This window comes from Bartonella sp. CL434QHHD, from assembly GCF_042195145.1.
In the GTDB taxonomy this organism is placed as follows: Bacteria; Pseudomonadota; Alphaproteobacteria; order Rhizobiales; family Rhizobiaceae; genus Bartonella.
Genome location: NZ_JBHINT010000012.1, coordinates 1 through 16,578 on the forward strand (window position 1 = coordinate 1; position 16,578 = coordinate 16,578).

Consider the following 16,578-nt stretch of genomic DNA (forward strand, 5'->3'; position numbering starts at 1 on the left):
TTATGGCTCTGTTTATGGCAATGCTAAAATCTCATATTGTGCAACGATCTGGGGGCGTGCTTATGGCAATGCAAAAATCAACAAAAAAAGCAAAGTAAGGTTGGTTCCAAAAAATTGTGAGGTTTATGAAAGGGATAAGCTTGTCAATATAACTGATAAAACAGAATAAAAACAGGTATGGGGGGCGTGCATTCTTTATGGTTATAAACGCATATAAAATGCATTGCTATAAACATATCATAAAAGAGAGAGTAAAATAAAAAAAAGCCGTGCCAAATGATATGACGCGGCTTTCAAATAGCATTTTTTATTGATTAAAATGAATCATCCACAATGGAGTAATGAATGCATATATACAAAACGTATCATATTGCAAGTGCTCTATGAGAGATATGAAAACTTATCAAAAGGAACGTAAATGATGCATATGATCTTTAATCACTCATTTGAATGAGAGAGCCTATAAACGCTTGTTATGGCTATCAAACGTATCAAACAAATCAAAACGCTCGGTAGCTTTATCAATCCAATCAAAAGCAAATGCATATTAAGTGAATATCTTATAACAAAACGGTTTTTTACATTTACGAGCATTGGTTTTCAAAGCAGCTTTTTATAAGAAAAATAAACAAACGCTTTTATAAAGTGTAAGGTTTTTAAGATTTTGCTCTGCTGTGAAATCTAGATCTTCGTTTTTCATAAATGAAACGTTCTTAAGAGCAAATGATAACTAAGTTATAACTGTAATAAAAAAAAGTTTTAACGTTTCTTATAAAGATCTCATTTTATGTTTCAAACGTTTAAACGTGCATTTAAAGAGGTTCTCATAAGCGTATTTGTACTTTTCATTAAAACCTAATTTCTTTAAATATTAGCCGGTCCATTTTGGGGATGTTATCTTAGAATAAAGCATTCTTAAATATTACAGCTTTTGACTCAAAATTGAGTAAAAACCCATACCTTATGATGTTACAATGGTTTTGAAGTTTGTTTGCTTATCTTTGTCTTAATAGCTGCCCCCAAATTTGGAAAGAGCTCTTTTGGTTTCGTATTTTTAAACTATAACTTTTAAAACGTTTTTAGTACCAAATCTAAAGTAGATAGTTATTCTACTGCCATGGCATTATTTGCCTCCATTTTTTGTGGAAGCGAATAGTTCCGTTCTTAAAGACTAGCCTGCAATCTATTCATTAAAAGGCTTTTCATTTCATGAGATATAGCGTTTTGAATTTCATGACCTTTATTTCCTACCTCGGTAAAAAATACCGTGGTTATAAAATCGATCTTGTCTTTAAATCCTTTTATGCAATCTTTATAAACTAAACCTATAAGCTTATGACCGTTTCAAACGATTATTCCTTTGAAGGTTTAGCTCAAAAAAGAGCAAAACTCATACCATTTTTTAAACCTATACAATTTATGTTATCGATATTTTCAAACGACTAAATTTTTAAATAATGTGATTTGTGCTGTGATAAAAACGTACCATAAAATTTATGAACTGTTATGAATGATATCTGCTTTTCATTTCATTTGAACGTTTACATGCGTTATAATATTTGCATCATGATTTGCTTTTTACAGTCTATTCATCCATGGCAATCTTATATAAAAAATGGTCAAATGAATCATGCATAAAAAGATGGATTCTTGAGTGGATTCATATAAAATAATTTCACACAACCTATTGACTTTATTGTATTTTTTAGTATTATATCTTGAATAACCGATAAGAGATGACCTTCAATCTCACCAACATCCGCACATAGCGTATGAAACCCACCAATCTTTTCAGAATGCTCCTCTGTATAGCCATTAGGAGCTGTCGGATTTTGCGAAATTTCAAAGGATATCTCATTCGTCTGATCTTTTAAGATGAGATATATATAATAATCCTTTCCTGCTTCAGGATCTTCGATAAAAGACAGCCTTCCACGCCCTGGAACGTGGTAAAAGAGGAACCTACCCCCAATTCTCACCACCATGATGAACGCGAAAACATGCACCGTTATTGATCACAAGACCTTTTCTATTTTCCGGATCGGCTTCCAGAATTCTGTCAGGTTGATTAAAACGCACATCCTCTAAAAAATTAGTAGAAAGAGAACCTACCTTACTTTGAAGTTCAGAAAGACTGTCACTGTTCCTCTGTGCCTTCTCTTGAACTTCTGTCAATGCACTCTTTGCTTCTTCTGCTAACACTTTTGCCTCAGAGGCGGCTGTATTCGCAGAATTTGTCGTTGCTGTCACCGTGTCTAATGAACTCTTGACCTCTCCAAGCCCTTGCTTCGTCGTATCAGCTTCTTCCTTTGCTTGCTCCGCAACACTCTTCGCTTCTTCCGCTGTCGACTTCGCAGTCTCAGCTACTTCCCTTGGCTTCTACAACCAAAGGTTCTACCTTACTGCCTTAGCCTGTACTGCTTCACAAATGATCAGATCAAATTCTGGTAAACCGTATTTCTTTTGCGCATCCGCAATCACTTGGATTAATTGGTAAGTAGCAAACACCACGGTCATTGCATTCGCTAAGACTTTATTTGTTTTTTTCAAAGCTTTTGAACATCAGTTGATAGCTGATAGAGCAAGATCTGAAACATCAAGTTCGACAACAGCATCTTTGTTTTTCGATGCTTGCCAACTTATGTATCAGAATACACCGCAAAGGAACGAAACGGCACTTCTGTATAGCGTGTCCATTCTCTTATCGTTTGTGACATCAAAGCTAGGGAAGGCACGAAAAACAAAACACGCTTGCCAGTTCTAGTTATTTGTTCTGCTATCTTAAAGATGGTAAAAATCTTCTCCGTTCCACATGCCACAATAAGTTTGCCACGGTCTGCTTCTTTTAAACCCTTAGAGACTTTCTCATACTTTTGGATTTGGTGAAAAGTTACCCCTAATTGATGCCCTAATTGCTTTTGCGACATTCCCAGCATTGTTCTTTGAAAGCGAATTTTTTGCCTATAGAAATGTCGTTAAAATGTAGCCTTTTGCTTTTCACTCTTAAGCTCCCCCCGCTGAGTGCGAGCACCCTCGCATTAGTATTCCGAGAGCCTGAAAGTACTGAGTTCGAGTGAGCTTTTTTTTACTTTTAGTGCTCATCGCACCTAGACATAGAAAAATATCCCATAATTCCAAGACACCCACAGAGTGGGCTCATTTATGATCGAACTTTAGGGATTTCAACCCCTACTGATCGCTGCGTAGACGACCAAAATCACTCTTTAAGTAATAAAATCATTTCAGGAAATTGGCAATCAAAATTAAAATAATCTCAAAGACTATAAGATTGGGCACTCTTCAAAAGAGAACCAATGCGAAGAACTGTCATCATGGTTAGTCATCAACCCACACAATGCTTCTTTTTCAGAAAACGCAAAACGCGATATAAGAAAAAATGTTGTTTGCAAAGTTTTCTCTTGCCTATACAAAGAGAAAATGAAAAATTTGGAGGGCTCCCATGATAAATGACATCTACTGTGTTGGATACAATTATGTTGAACATGTTCATGAACTAGGTAATGTTGTTGAAGATGAACCCGTTATCTTTAGCAAGCCAAAAAGTTCACTCGTTTTAGGCAATGAAATTTATCTCCCTAATTTTTCCAAAGAAATACATTTTGAAACCGAAATTGTGCTCAAAATCTCAAAGGACGCTTTCATGATCATGGAGGAAGAAGCAGAAGAATGCTATGATGCCGTAGCAATAGGTCTTGATCTCACAGCGCGGGATTTGCAAACAAAACTGAAAGAAAAAAAGCTTCCTTGGCTTTTATCGAAAGGATTTAAAGGCGCTGCATACGTCTCTGACTTCATAAACAAGGAAAAAATAAACAACCCAATAACCTTTGCAATGAAGTTGAATGGCGAAACAAGACAAGTTGGCAATACGAAAAATATGATCTTTAGCTTTGAGAAGATAATCTCATTTTTAAGTCACTACATTCAGCTAAGACGTGGTGATCTCATATACACAGGCACTCCACAGGGTGTCGGAAAACTTTCTCAGTTTGACAGAATAGAATTGTATCTCGAAAATCAATTAATTTCAGAGCTAAAAGTAAAATGAATCATCAAATACTGACCTTTTTCATTGTTTCATTTTTTTTAGTCATCTCACCGGGGCCGAATATGGCCCTTATCATCGATAATGCAACGAGATTGGGAAGAAAGAACGCATTTGTAAACGTTTTAGGATTGTGTACAGCAACATATGTGCATGGGGCATTTTCCACACCTAGGTGTATCAGCGCTCATTCTCAACAACAAAACGCTGTTTTTTTTAGTAAAACTCATAGGTAGCAGCTATTTATTATACATGGGCTTTAAATCAATTAAATCTGGAATACACAGCTTAAATTCAAAAGAAAGAAGTTCAACGAATGAAAAGCATGCTACGAGTGAAACAAAGCTTTTAACCAGCTATATGGACGGTTTTCTGACACAAATACTAAACCCCAAAGTATCTATATTTTACATAGCAGCTTTTCCAAAATTCTTAGCTTCTGGAGGTAGCATTAAAAAAGGTTTTGAACTTGTCACAATACATTCTTTCAACATCTTTGCATGGTTTACTTTAATGACCATTTTTATATCATTTGCCAGTACCGCCTTAAAAAAGCAGCGAGTAAAAGGCTCGATTAACATTGCGACAGGAACAGTTTTATCTCTGTTTTCTTTTTTCATTTTCTTTGGATAGTTTTATCTTTTGATAACAAATTGTAAAGTTAATAGAGCAATCTTTTCCTGATTCTGTCTCTCACTATGAATAGCTCAATCTCTAACAGAGCTTATACAATCCCCAGTTCTTTTTTTCTTTATATAACTGAATTACGTTGCATTTCTTTATCATACTCTCAAGGACGTTTGTGTAAACTTTGTGTAAACAATGTGAGTTTCTCGCAACATTTTATAAAATGTTACCAATATCTAAACAAAATCCTTATTCATCACTTTTAAAAAAATAAGCTATGATATTCCTCTTTTCGTTTATGAAACAAAAGTAACTTTTTGATTTATGATAGCACCATACAAACAAAAAAATGATTTTAAAAATCATTTTAATTTTCCATTAAAAATTGTTTCTTAAACTAAGATGAGAACTCTCGAGTGCTATTTGAGCAAAAAGTAAAACTCTCACCATTATGAATAATAATAAATAATGCACTGATTACAAATAATAAGTTTCAAAAAATTATAAAAACTCCTGACAACTTTCTGAAATAATTTTAAAAGCCCCACGTCTTTTAATGAACAATTTATTTGTTATTAATAACAAAAAAAGCTCCCTATTCAAATATCTGTTACGTTATTTAAGAGGACAACATTCTCTTTTTTCAAAAGCATATTCCTAAAACATATTCTTTTCTTTATCCACACAAAATCATAAAAAACGTTTTTTTCCTTTACACCTCATTTATATCATGCTTCGATACGAAATAATGCTTTTTTAGTGTAATTTAATCTCAAAATAATTAAAGGGAACCCCCAAAAAATGAGCTACAAACAAAATTTAAAAGATAATTCTCAGAATAAGTTGCAGCGTGGACTACACAACCGACATGTACAACTTATAGCCATTGGTGGTGCTATTGGAACAGGTCTCTTCATGGGGGCAGGAAAAACAATTAGTGTAGCAGGTCCTTCCATCATACTCGTTTATGCTATTATCGGTTTTGCTCTATACTTTGTCATGCGTGCTATGGGAGAATTGTTGCTTTCTAATTCACAATACCGATCTCTTATTGATTTTTCAACTGATATGCTAGGACCGGGAATAGCTTTCTTTGTTGGCTGGAGCTATTGGTTGAGCTGGATTGTAACTGGAGCTGCTGACATTATTGCCATCATCACTTATATGAACTTTTGGTGGCCAACACTCAATCCATGGTTTACCGTTTTTACCTGCATTAGTGTCTTTTTAATCTTTAACCTCTTTGCCGTGAAACTATTCGGTGAACTTGAATTCTGGTTTGGTCTTATCAAAGTCGTCGCAATTTTAGCATTAATTGTTGTGGGATTTTATATGATCGTTACGGGCTTTACCTCTCCCAATGGTACGGTTGCTTCTCTCAATCACGTATGGAACGATGGCAATATCTTTCCGCGAGGAATGACAGGTTTTTTTGCTGGATTTCAAATTGCCATTTTTTCTTTTGTTGGTATAGAAATTGCTGGAACAACCGCTGCTGAAGTAAAAGAACCTAAAAAAGTTCTCCCCAAAGCAATTAATGCAATACCGGTCCGTATTGTACTCTTTTACATTTTTTCTCTCGCTGTAATTATGTCTGTCACACCTTGGGATCAAATTGTTCCAGATAAAAGCCCCTTTGTCTCGATGTTTTGGCTTGCAGGCATTCCGATAGCTGCTGGCTTGGTAAACTTTGTCGTTATCACCTCAGCTGCCTCTTCAGCAAATAGTGGTATTTTTTCTACCAGCCGTATGATATATGGGCTTGCAACACAAAAAGGTGCCCCTCCAATTTTAGGTAAACTTTCCAGATACCATGTTCCAGCCAATGCTCTATTCTTTTCCTGTTTATGTATTTTAATAGGGTATACAATTGCCTCACTCTCTCCAAGCCTCATAAGTGCTTTTACAATTGTGACAAGCATTTCAGCTATTGCATTTTTATTCGTATGGTCTGTAATTTTGATTAGCTATATTGTGTATCGTCGCAATCGCCCTCATCTACACGCTGAATCCATTTATAAAATGCCAGGAGGTGTTGTCATGTGTGGGATAATTTTAGTTTTCTTTGTTTTCATGCTCTATTTGTTGACATTAGAAGCTGATACTCTACTAGCCTTAAAATATAGTATATTCTGGTTTGTTTTCTTGGGTATAATGTATTTTATGTTTGTAAAGAAAAAAATAACTCAAGGTAACAAATAAAGTCTATACATAAAAACATCTCAAAAAAGGGTAATTTTAGTTACCCTTTTTCTACTTAACCTCCTCCCCAAACATCAAAAAACGACGATTCCTACCGGCACCGGTTTGTAAACAATCCGGCTTATTAAGGGGGAATGCTGCTGATCATTTATATGGTTCACCTACATAAGGCTCTATGGGCTAGCCCTGCCCTGAACACTCACCACCCATTCTAAAAATACTTAATGTGTAAAATGTTATATGCTTTATATCACTACTCTACTCTACACAACAGTACTTTACTGTATAATAGGATAAGAACGAGCTATTCTGTAAAGAATTCTCTATAAACTTCACTGACATTGTTTACTAATAAAACATGAGATTTTATCTAAAACTTCCCCCCCAAAAAAAATTTATATTCAATTTTTTATCAAAATTAAAAATATAGCTCTAAACAGAATATATCTTAATAGCTATCTGCAATAAAAAAAGATTCTATGAAAATATTTTTCTATTTGTAATAAATTTTAAATATAAATACTTAAAGATAAATTTTAAATATGTTTTTTCATATTTAAAATAATAGTTTAACTACTTAAACTTATTTTCTTTATATATAAAGTTTTATATTTAATAAATTTACAATTTTATTTATATTTTTCTATATATAAAAATCTACATTAATAAATAATTTTAAATATAAAGATATTTATACAATAAATTACTATAAATAAATATACATAAATATAAATTATTATTTATATACAAATAATAATAATATATAATATAAATTATATTATATATTATATATATAACTTATGTATAAAACATAAACAATCAAAAAAATATAATACAATTTATCTTTTGTTTCTTATATATAAAATAATTATTCCATTAGTTAATAATGTTTTTGCTTTATTCACATATAGTCATAGAAAAAAATTCCTTTACTCCTTAACCATAGCGTGTTCCGATAGAAGGAATTACCTTTTTTAGGGTAATTTTTATTTAAAAATAACTAAGGAGAACTCCCCAAAAATGAACAAACAAAATTTAGAAAAAAAACCTAAGAAGAAATTGCAACGTGGACTACATAACCGACACATACAACTTATAGCCCTTGGTGGAGCGATTGGAACAGGTCTCTTCATGGGATCAGGAAAAACAATCAGTGTAGCAGGCCCCTCAATTCTACTCGTTTATGCAATTATTGGTTGTGCTCTATACTTTGTCATGCGTGCTATGGGAGAGTTATTGCTTTCTAATACACAATACCGATCTTTTATTGACTTCTCAACCGATCTTCTAGGGCCATGTGCCGGATTCTTTATCGGCTGGACATATTGGTTGTGTTGGATTGTCACTGGAACTGCTGAAATTATTGCTATTGTCACTTACACACACTTTTGGTGGCCTGAGCTCAATCCGTGGATTCCTGTTATAATTGGTCTTATGTCCTTTTTAATTCTTAACCTCGTCGCCGTAAAACTATTTGGCGAACTTGAGTTTTGGTTTGGTTTTATCAAAATCGTAGCAATTCTAGTCCTAATCGTTGTAGGATTTTATATGATCTTTACCGGTTTTGTCTCTCCAAACGGTACGGTTGCTTCTCTTAGCCATATATGGAACGGTGGGAATATTTTTCCGCGAGGAATTACAGGCTTTTTTGCTGGATTTCAAATTGTTATTTTTGCTTTTGTTGGCATTGAACTCGCTGGAACAGCTGCTGCTGAAGTAAAAGAGCCTCAAAAAGCTTTACCACAGGCTGTTAATTCAATACCAATCCGCATTGTATTCTTTTATATATTCTCTCTTCTTGTGATTATGTCTGTGACGCCGTGGGATCAAATCAGTCCAGAAAAAAGCCCATTTGTAACAATGTATGCACTTATTGGTATTCCAACTGCTGCAGGTTTGATGAACTTTGTTGTCCTCACAGCTGCCGCATCTTCAGCAAATAGTGGAATTTTTTCTACCAGCCGTATGATATATGGGCTAGCAACACAAAAAGGTGCTCCTAAATTTTTAGGAAAACTTTCTCGTAACCACGTTCCAGCCAACGCATTATTCTTTTCATGTATATGCATCTTATTTGGTTATGCCGTTGTATCGTTATCTCAAACACTCATAGCTGCTTTTACAATTGTTACGACAATTGCCGCAACTTTGTTTATATTTGTATGGTCTATCATTTTGATCAGCTATATCATCTATCGCCGCAATCGTCCTCTCCAGCATACTGTCTCTCCTTATAAAATGCCAGGAGGTGTTGTTATGTGTTGGGCGCTTCTTGTTTTCTTTGCATTCATTATCTATTTACTGTCATTAGAAGCTGACACTGCCATAGCTTTAAAATACACTCCAGCATGGTTCATATTTTTAGGAATTGTATACTTTCTTTTTGGGAAAAAGAATTATGCAAAAAATTAAAAAATAAAGCTTATATTACAAAAAACATATAAAAAAGGGTAACTAAAGTTACCCTTTTTTGATATTTATCTATAAAATTATAAAAGCTATTGACAAAATATCTCTGTAGAATCTTCAATTACGCTCTTTATCAACCAAAGCATTCGATTTTATCCAAGGCATCATAGAACGAAGTTTTTTACCAACTTCTTCAATAGGATGATTATCATTTAAACGCCGCATACTTTTAAAATGAGCAGCACCAGCTTTATATTCTTGAATCCAATTCGATGTAAATTTACCCGTTTGAATATCTTTCAATATACGTTTCATTTCTGCTCTGGTTTTCTCCGTAATCACACGTGGACCAGACATATATTCACCCCATTCAGCTGTATTAGAAATCGAATAATTCATATTTGCAATGCCCCCTTCATACATGAGATCAACAATCAGTTTAACCTCATGCAAACACTCAAAATAAGCCATTTCCGGTGCATAACCTGCTTCCGTTAGTGTTTCATAACCTGCTCGAATCAATTCAACAAGACCACCACAAAGAACCGCTTGTTCACCAAAAAGATCAGTTTCGCACTCTTCTTTAAATGTTGTTTCAATCACCCCAGCACGTCCACCACCAAGTCCACATGCATAAGACAATGCTACATTATGTGCATGTCCTGAAGCATCTTGCGCCACCGCTATTAAACAAGGAACACCACAACCCCGTTGGTATTCATTACGAACTGTATGACCTGGACCTTTAGGAGCAATCATCACAATATCAACGTTTTTTTTAGGTTCAATCAAGCCAAAATGAATACTTAAACCATGAGCAAAAGCAATTGCTGCCCCGTCGCGTAAATGATCATGAATATGTTCCTTATAAATATCAGCTTGCAATTCATCTGGTGTTGCCATCATGATGAGATCTGCCCATTTTGCTGCTTCAGCAACACTCACCACTTCAAAACCATCGGCCATAGCCTTTTTAACTGTTTCCGACCCTGAACGCAAAGCTATTTGCACATTTTTAACACCGGAATCTTTCAAGTTTAAAGCGTGCGCACGCCCTTGAGAACCATAACCAACAATGGCTACTTTTTTCCCTTTAATGAGATTAACATCCGCATCACGATCATAATAAACACGCATAAAAAAATTCCTTCTTTCTCTATTTAAACTGGATTTCAGATTATTTTTATTAAATAAGAAACATTATCTTTAGTGCATCACACACTTATAAAGACAAAAAACACCGCTTATAAAAACACAGCAATTGAATAATTTTAAAGTTTACATATTGCATAGAAAAAACTGTAATCCCCAAACATTCCTAAAACATATACAGATCCCCAAATAACTTCAACTGCTATTCTACAAAAATAATAATTACACAAAATAAGATTTCTAAAGAAAATTTAGCTAATATTCTACTCTTCTATCGTGCAACAAAACGCTATATTCTAAAAATTAAGATACAACATACAATTTTTAACATGAACCAAATCAATATGGATAGCAAGAAAAATTACAAAATAACAAGTATTGTTTTAATACAACCTTCAAAAGCATATACAACAATATCTTTAGAATAATAGAGAGGATGTTTTTACTTTTTACGTTCTTTAATATCCACGCTTCTCACGCAAAAAAGAACACCCCCATACGGCCATTATGTTATCCATTTATGGCGCCTTATAAAAAAATTTTAATATGCTCGAGCCCTTTTCAAGAATCCCCTATAATAGTCTAAGATTTATTGCACACCACTCTCTTTACTTCATAAAGCTACAAGTCGATATCATCATTCTATTTAACAGCTCCTATTGCATTAAGCTTACTCATAAGGAGATTTTACGTTATACTATTTACAGATAACCCGAAAATGAGCTCAAATATCAAGAAAATTTGTGTATTGATCCATTAAAATCCTACGCACTCCTTTATAATGGAAATACTTTCAAAACCCTATTTCTTCTCCCTTCAAAGAAATTATAGTAAGTAGATTTGGTAAAATTTCCTCATAATGGATGGTATATCAAAAAGCATTTCATACCCTAAAAAACACAAAAAATAGAAAGCTACCAATAAACAGAGGAAAATAGAATATTTTATAATGTATGCTAATAGTGCTACTTATCTCAACATGTATAAAATTGTTTTTTAAGATAAATTGACAAACCTCTATAAAAATTTCTCTTCCAATTTTTATAGAGAAAAAAAGATTACGATAATAATCGGATAAAACGCTGAACAGTCTCATGCATTCCATACTCCAACGCATCAGCAATAAGCCCATGGCCAATAGAAACTTCATCAAGCCAAGGAATCTTTTTGACAAGAGCAGGAAGATTCATAATTGTCAGATCATGCCCTGCATTCATACCTAACTGCAACTCTTTTGCTCTTCTTGCTGCTAAAACAAGTTTATTGAGCTCTTGAACTTGTTTTATTTTGTCCTGAAATGCACCACCGTAAGGTCCCGTGTAAAATTCCACACGATCAGCACCCATTGCTTTAGCAATATCAAGACCATCGACAGTAGGGTTAGCAAAAAGGGATACACAAATCTTTCTTTTTTTTAAATTCTGAATAATAGGTGCTAAAAATTCTGCATCATGAGCAAAATTCCAACCATGATCAGACGTTGACTGATCTGGATCATCAGGAACAAGGGTAATCTGATCCGCGTAGTTTTCAGCGATATCTAAAAATTGATCACTGGGATAACCTTCAATATTAAACTCAGCTGTAGGAAAAGCGTTCTTGATTAAACAGTATATATCTGGCAAATCCGCAAAACGAATATGCCTTTCATCAGGGCGTGGATGAACCGTCAAACCTGCTGCTCCAGCAGCAAGCGCTATATGCCCAATATTCGTTATACTTGGCCACGGAAGATTACGTCGATTACGCAAAACAGCAACAGCATTAAGATTAACCGAAAGTTTTACCGCCATGCCCATTTCCATTTTTTTATAGTGTGTAACAAGATAGAAAAAAGGCATTTTCCATCTGAAACTTAGATGATATACATATTTTTTTCTATCGAACAATCATTAAACGTTCTGCTGCGCGCGTAATTCCCGTATAAAGCCAGCGCGCATACATATCACGAAATGCAAAACTTTCATCAAACAAAACGACATTATTCCATTGAGAACCTTGCGCCTTATGAACCGTTAATGCATACCCATAATCAAAATCATCATATCGCTTTTTTAATTGCCATGAAATTTCTTGATCAGGGTTTTCAAACGCTGCTTTTAAAAGTTTAATCTTTGCTACCCCACGCTCACTTTCTTCTGGTTTAACAAGAAGATTAATACTCGGTTTAACTGTCTCCTTCTGTGAAGTCATCACCTTCCATAAAGAGCCATTCAACAAACCTTTAATAGGATCATTTCGCAAACACACCAGCTTATCTCCTGCTTGCGGATAATCTGCTGTAAATTCTTTTAACACACGCAAACGCTGATTATAAAGGTAGCGCGTACGATTAACCCCCACCAATACCTGATCAGCATCCAAAACCAATTGTTGATTGACCTCTTTACGTGTAACAACACAAGCTTCTCCATAGTCACCATAAGCAATATCGCGTCCTTCACGCACGTCCATAGCAAGACGTATAATCGGATTATCTCGCGCTTGCCGATGAATTTCTGAAAGAAGAAAATCTGGTTCTCCACTGGAAAAAAATCCTCCACCTGATATAGGAGGCAATTGGCCTGGATCACCAAGAACAAGAATTGGCGTCCGAAAACTCATTAAATCACGCGCCAATTTTTCATCGACCATCGAACACTCATCAACAATAATGAGTTTAGCTTGTGCAGCAGCACTTCTTCGATTTAATGTAAATGTTGGAGCGATAGACTTTTTTCCTGTTATTTCATCGGAAACTTCCTCTTCACCACGTGGACAATAAATCAGCGAATGAATCGTACAAGCATTGCTTGCACCTTTAGAACGTAAAACCTGCGCCGCCTTCCCTGTAAAAGCAGCAAACTGAACAGAACCATCAACTGTTTCTGCAAAATAGCGCGCAAGCGTCGTCTTACCCGTCCCCGCATAGCCAAAAAGGCGAAAAAGAGGAGAACGCCCTTCCTTCAACCACGCGGCAACAGCCTTCAATGCATTATCCTGTTCCCGTGAAAACTGCATAGCTTACCAACATAAGATTTGCATAAAAAGAGCAGTATTTTGAAAAAAAACTACTATCAAGAAAAAATTTTTTATTAAGAATTGCTGATACACGCCCATCTAACAACTTTCGTAGCACAATTATCAATTATTTACCCATTGCTTTTTCAAGATATTGTAACAATCTAAATTTTATCTATACATCGATCTTCTTGGTAACACTTTATGCGTATCAAATAAAATATCATTTTTTACAACAGTAACACCAACAATGGAAGATGCATATCTTAAATTTAAAATAACACCTCTATACGCTTTTTCTAACCCCAAAATTTAGAATGAGAAAAAGAGCATTGCAATTGCAAAACCCTCACTAGAAAAAATGTCCTTAACAAGATAAGAATAATGTAATTTTTGAACGCTATTTTACACAATCAATCAGCTTTCTTGCACATAAAAAATAAAGTACATCCACTATTACGAAATAATAATAAATATATCAAAAACCTTTTGGCAAAAATAGAAATAGCTCTCAACAAAACGACTTAATCCTATGATGATACACCTATAAGGTTCCTATTTCCCTCTTATCATGATTTTAATAAATTTACTCTTCATGCTACAAATATGTTATATCTCAACGAATAAAGAGAGACATCACGCTTATATGAAGCACGCTTTATCTCGCACAAATATGGAACTTTTTCTGTTTCAACAATAAAATATGGTTCGTAAGTATGGCCTTCTTGGTAGTCTATTATAAGAAAACTGGGACATGGTTTCATGTCCAGCGTAGCACTTCAGGTTCGTCCTCTAGAATATGAGAAAAGCGCAATTCTCCATCGACTGAGTCAAACTTTTTCTTTTTGTCGCAATGTTTTAAAGTTTATAAAAACTAACTGATTAATACTATTCTTATTGCTAGAAATAACAATAAATCAAGAGGTATAATTTGTTAATAGGCTTGGCTTTATATCAAAATATCAGCGATGAGATTGCTTTTTGGTTGTTTTAGAAATGAAATAATGAGCTCAAATATTGATGAATGAAACGGAAGGTTTAAATTGAAAATATTAATTCCAGATGACTATCAAAAAGCCACCCTAACATTACAGTCTATTACAAAATTAATGAAATTGCATGAAGTGCTGGTTATAAATAATTTAGCTAAAGAATGTGATTTAGAAGATAAGCTCAAAGAGATAGATATTCTTATCTTAATCAGAGAGCGGACTATAGTTGATAGAAATCTTCTCCTGAAACTGCCAAATTTAAAATTAATCTGCCAAACAGGCCCTATAGGTTCACATATTGATATAGAAACTTGTAGAGACTTAGGAATTGAAATATTAGACGGTGGTGGAGATCCAACTTCTGCTGCTGAATTTGCGTGGCTCTTAATTATGTCTGCGCGTAGAAAACTCTGTAAATCTGTATCTGATATGAAAAAAGGACGATGGCAAACAACATTTGGCAACCAAATGAAAGGGGCTACTCTTGGAATATTCGGGTTTGGCCGTATTGGTAAAATGGTTGCTCAATATGCTCAAGCTTTTGGCATGTCCATTTTGGTTTATGGGAGCGAGCGTTCAACGCAAGAAGCAAAAAATTTAGGTTATCATTTTACGCATTCAAAAGATGAATTTTTTACACGTCCTGACATTATATCCGTCCATTTACGTTTAAGCGATAAAACCAGAGAAATCATAAAATTAGATGATCTATTGAGCATGAAACCTCATGCTATTTTTGTCAACACAGCGCGTTCAGCTTTGGTTGAAAAAGGGGCGATAGAAAAAATACTAAGTTTGGAAAATTCAACTTACTTTGCACTGGATGTTTATGACAGCGAGCCAGTATATGAGAGCAAATTATTGCAATCAGATAGAGTTCTTTGCACACCGCATCTGGGCTATGTGACTGAAGAAAGCTTTGAGAATTATTTTGAAAAAGCTTGCCAAAATATAGCGTCTTTTATAAAGAGCGCTTAATGCCGGCTGAGCCAATGTTTGTAAAATTTATCTTATATCGCTAGCCTATCAAATTTGCACGACACATATTGGCTGGACAGATGACGCCATGTCATCTCTTTACACAAAGAGCGCAGACCGTAAAAAACTCGCTCTTGAAGCTATAAAAAAACTTCAAAAAGATGAGGAATAGAGGCAAAAAAACGTAATAGAATCAATAGCGAATAAAACCCTCACTATTAATATAACTTATTGACTTAATTATTATTGAGTATCCATACGGTAGTATTGAATATTCGGTTGAGTTAAAAAATAGCATTTTCGCTGCTACCACATAGAATATTGACAATTCTTATGAACAAAAAGGGGTCTATTACCCCTAGACCATATTTAATCTTTAAAAACCTTCCTGTTGATAGACAAATTAATACGTCATCTAATCCTTATAATTTAGATGCGTCTTGTAAAAGTGGCTATATTAGCGAAAATTTAATTATGATGTTTTCTGTAGTGATCGGAGAGCCTTATTCAATTAAGTTTGAAGGCGAACATATAGTAAATAACCTGCTTCCTTTAGAGGATAATAAAAAAGATTATACAGAATTAGGATCTGAAGTTGAGTTAGATTTTCATACAGAAAATGCTGCACTAAAATTTATAACGGGTTTAAATTTATCTCTTAAAGGGGATACTTTTATCTGGTGTTCGCAATGGCGTTGATGGCCCGTTAACGAGAATAGTCTGATGCACGTCTAGCTTTAAAATTTTTAAGTGAGGAGGATTTGAGTAGCTTAAGGGATAATTTATATATAATTAATGTTCCCTATAGATGGAGAAAAAATGGGGTAACCTCTACAAGTAAAGTGCCCCTAGTTCACAGGGACAGTGAATTCCCTGATATCAGCGCTGTTTTTTATCCTGGCATGTTAGAACCACAGTCAAAAAAGCCAAGGAAGCTTTAGATCATTTTTATGAAGCTATTAAGGCTGTATCTTTTGGAATTGATGTACCACTAAGGAAGATTATTATACATTGATAATAGAATGGCTCTACACTCTAGAGATAAGTTTTTTGGATCATTTGATAGTTATGAAAATCCAATGCGGTGGATTCAAAGAGTGTTTGTGTCTGCAGATTTATGGAATCATAGATATGTAGAACAAATAAAAGAAA

Annotated in this window: 13 protein-coding genes and 1 pseudogene; 7 read left to right on the forward strand and 7 right to left on the reverse strand. The window is 34.4% G+C overall.

From position 1 onward, the window contains the following. Positions 1-1,628 precede the first annotated feature (1,628 nt). From ACFILN_RS02160 to ACFILN_RS02175, 4 genes are all read right to left on the reverse strand, one after another. A complete protein-coding gene (locus ACFILN_RS02160) occupies positions 1,629-1,985 on the reverse strand; it encodes a hypothetical protein (RefSeq protein WP_375670763.1) in 357 nt (118 codons plus the stop codon). Then, the gene (locus ACFILN_RS02165; protein WP_375643593.1) at positions 1,963-2,250 is read right to left on the reverse strand and encodes a hypothetical protein; all 288 of its coding nucleotides are present in this window, start codon (positions 2,248-2,250) and stop codon (positions 1,963-1,965) included. The genes ACFILN_RS02160 and ACFILN_RS02165 overlap by 23 nt, the downstream gene beginning before the upstream one ends. Before the next feature lie 144 nt (positions 2,251-2,394). After that, a complete protein-coding gene (locus ACFILN_RS02170) occupies positions 2,395-2,550 on the reverse strand; it encodes a hypothetical protein (protein ID WP_375664844.1) in 156 nt (51 codons plus the stop codon). An 89-nt stretch (positions 2,551-2,639) separates the two neighbouring features. Beyond that, positions 2,640-2,927, reverse strand: coding sequence for a DEAD/DEAH box helicase family protein (locus tag ACFILN_RS02175; RefSeq protein WP_375670765.1), 288 nt, complete (start codon positions 2,925-2,927; stop codon positions 2,640-2,642). A 533-nt stretch (positions 2,928-3,460) separates the two neighbouring features. Between ACFILN_RS02175 and ACFILN_RS02180 the strand changes: the two genes are divergently transcribed. The 4 genes from ACFILN_RS02180 (at position 3,461) to ACFILN_RS02195 (ending at position 9,307) form a co-directional block, all read left to right on the forward strand. Continuing rightward, the gene (locus ACFILN_RS02180) at positions 3,461-4,069 is read left to right on the forward strand and encodes a fumarylacetoacetate hydrolase family protein (protein ID WP_375621691.1); all 609 of its coding nucleotides are present in this window, start codon (positions 3,461-3,463) and stop codon (positions 4,067-4,069) included. Between the two features lie 150 nt (positions 4,070-4,219). Then, a complete protein-coding gene (locus ACFILN_RS02185) occupies positions 4,220-4,699 on the forward strand; it encodes a LysE family translocator (protein WP_375643589.1) in 480 nt (159 codons plus the stop codon). A gap of 795 nt (positions 4,700-5,494) precedes the next feature. Further along, positions 5,495-6,895: an amino acid permease gene (locus ACFILN_RS02190; RefSeq protein ID WP_375670767.1), complete on the forward strand. Its 1,401-nt coding sequence runs from the start codon at positions 5,495-5,497 to the stop codon at positions 6,893-6,895. 1,020 nt (positions 6,896-7,915) lie between these two features. Then, complete coding sequence (locus ACFILN_RS02195) at positions 7,916-9,307, forward strand: amino acid permease (RefSeq protein ID WP_273790746.1); 1,392 nt, start codon at positions 7,916-7,918, stop codon at positions 9,305-9,307. 114 nt (positions 9,308-9,421) lie between these two features. Here ACFILN_RS02195 and ilvC read toward each other — a convergent pair whose 3' ends face one another. From ilvC to ACFILN_RS02210, 3 genes are all read right to left on the reverse strand, one after another. Next, the gene (gene ilvC, locus ACFILN_RS02200) at positions 9,422-10,441 is read right to left on the reverse strand and encodes a ketol-acid reductoisomerase (protein ID WP_273790747.1); all 1,020 of its coding nucleotides are present in this window, start codon (positions 10,439-10,441) and stop codon (positions 9,422-9,424) included. A gap of 1,073 nt (positions 10,442-11,514) precedes the next feature. Further along, complete coding sequence (locus tag ACFILN_RS02205) at positions 11,515-12,249, reverse strand: pyridoxine 5'-phosphate synthase (protein ID WP_375670769.1); 735 nt, start codon at positions 12,247-12,249, stop codon at positions 11,515-11,517. 85 nt (positions 12,250-12,334) lie between these two features. Next, positions 12,335-13,456: an ATP-dependent RecD-like DNA helicase gene (locus ACFILN_RS02210; protein WP_273790749.1), complete on the reverse strand. Its 1,122-nt coding sequence runs from the start codon at positions 13,454-13,456 to the stop codon at positions 12,335-12,337. Positions 13,457-14,499: 1,043 nt separating this feature from the next. Here ACFILN_RS02210 and ACFILN_RS02215 point away from each other — a divergent pair. From ACFILN_RS02215 to ACFILN_RS02225, 3 genes and pseudogenes are all read left to right on the forward strand, one after another. Continuing rightward, complete coding sequence (locus tag ACFILN_RS02215) at positions 14,500-15,426, forward strand: D-2-hydroxyacid dehydrogenase family protein (protein ID WP_375637645.1); 927 nt, start codon at positions 14,500-14,502, stop codon at positions 15,424-15,426. 70 nt (positions 15,427-15,496) lie between these two features. Continuing rightward, a pseudogene (locus ACFILN_RS02220) lies at positions 15,497-15,598 on the forward strand (integrase); the annotation flags it as partial. Between the two features lie 161 nt (positions 15,599-15,759). Continuing rightward, on the forward strand, positions 15,760-16,125 hold the full coding sequence (locus ACFILN_RS02225) for a hypothetical protein (protein ID WP_375667889.1): 366 nt from the start codon (positions 15,760-15,762) through the stop codon (positions 16,123-16,125). Positions 16,126-16,578: the final 453 nt, after the last annotated feature.

What these genes read in the sequence shown, in the direction of transcription:
- ACFILN_RS02185 (WP_375643589.1), top strand. Translation starts at nt 4,220, where the DNA reads ATGGGGCATTTTCCACACCTAGGTGTATCAGCGCTCATTCTCAACAAC.
- ACFILN_RS02195 (WP_273790746.1), top strand. Translation starts at nt 7,916, where the DNA reads ATGAACAAACAAAATTTAGAAAAAAAACCTAAGAAGAAATTGCAACGT.
- ACFILN_RS02210 (WP_273790749.1), bottom strand. Translation starts at nt 13,456, where the DNA reads ATGCAGTTTTCACGGGAACAGGATAATGCATTGAAGGCTGTTGCCGCG.
- ilvC (WP_273790747.1), bottom strand. Translation starts at nt 10,441, where the DNA reads ATGCGTGTTTATTATGATCGTGATGCGGATGTTAATCTCATTAAAGGG.
- ACFILN_RS02160 (WP_375670763.1), bottom strand. Translation starts at nt 1,985, where the DNA reads ATGGTGGTGAGAATTGGGGGTAGGTTCCTCTTTTACCACGTTCCAGGG.
- ACFILN_RS02190 (WP_375670767.1), top strand. Translation starts at nt 5,495, where the DNA reads ATGAGCTACAAACAAAATTTAAAAGATAATTCTCAGAATAAGTTGCAG.
- ACFILN_RS02205 (WP_375670769.1), bottom strand. Translation starts at nt 12,249, where the DNA reads ATGGCGGTAAAACTTTCGGTTAATCTTAATGCTGTTGCTGTTTTGCGT.
- ACFILN_RS02175 (WP_375670765.1), bottom strand. Translation starts at nt 2,927, where the DNA reads ATGTCGCAAAAGCAATTAGGGCATCAATTAGGGGTAACTTTTCACCAA.
- ACFILN_RS02180 (WP_375621691.1), top strand. Translation starts at nt 3,461, where the DNA reads ATGATAAATGACATCTACTGTGTTGGATACAATTATGTTGAACATGTT.
- ACFILN_RS02225 (WP_375667889.1), top strand. Translation starts at nt 15,760, where the DNA reads ATGAACAAAAAGGGGTCTATTACCCCTAGACCATATTTAATCTTTAAA.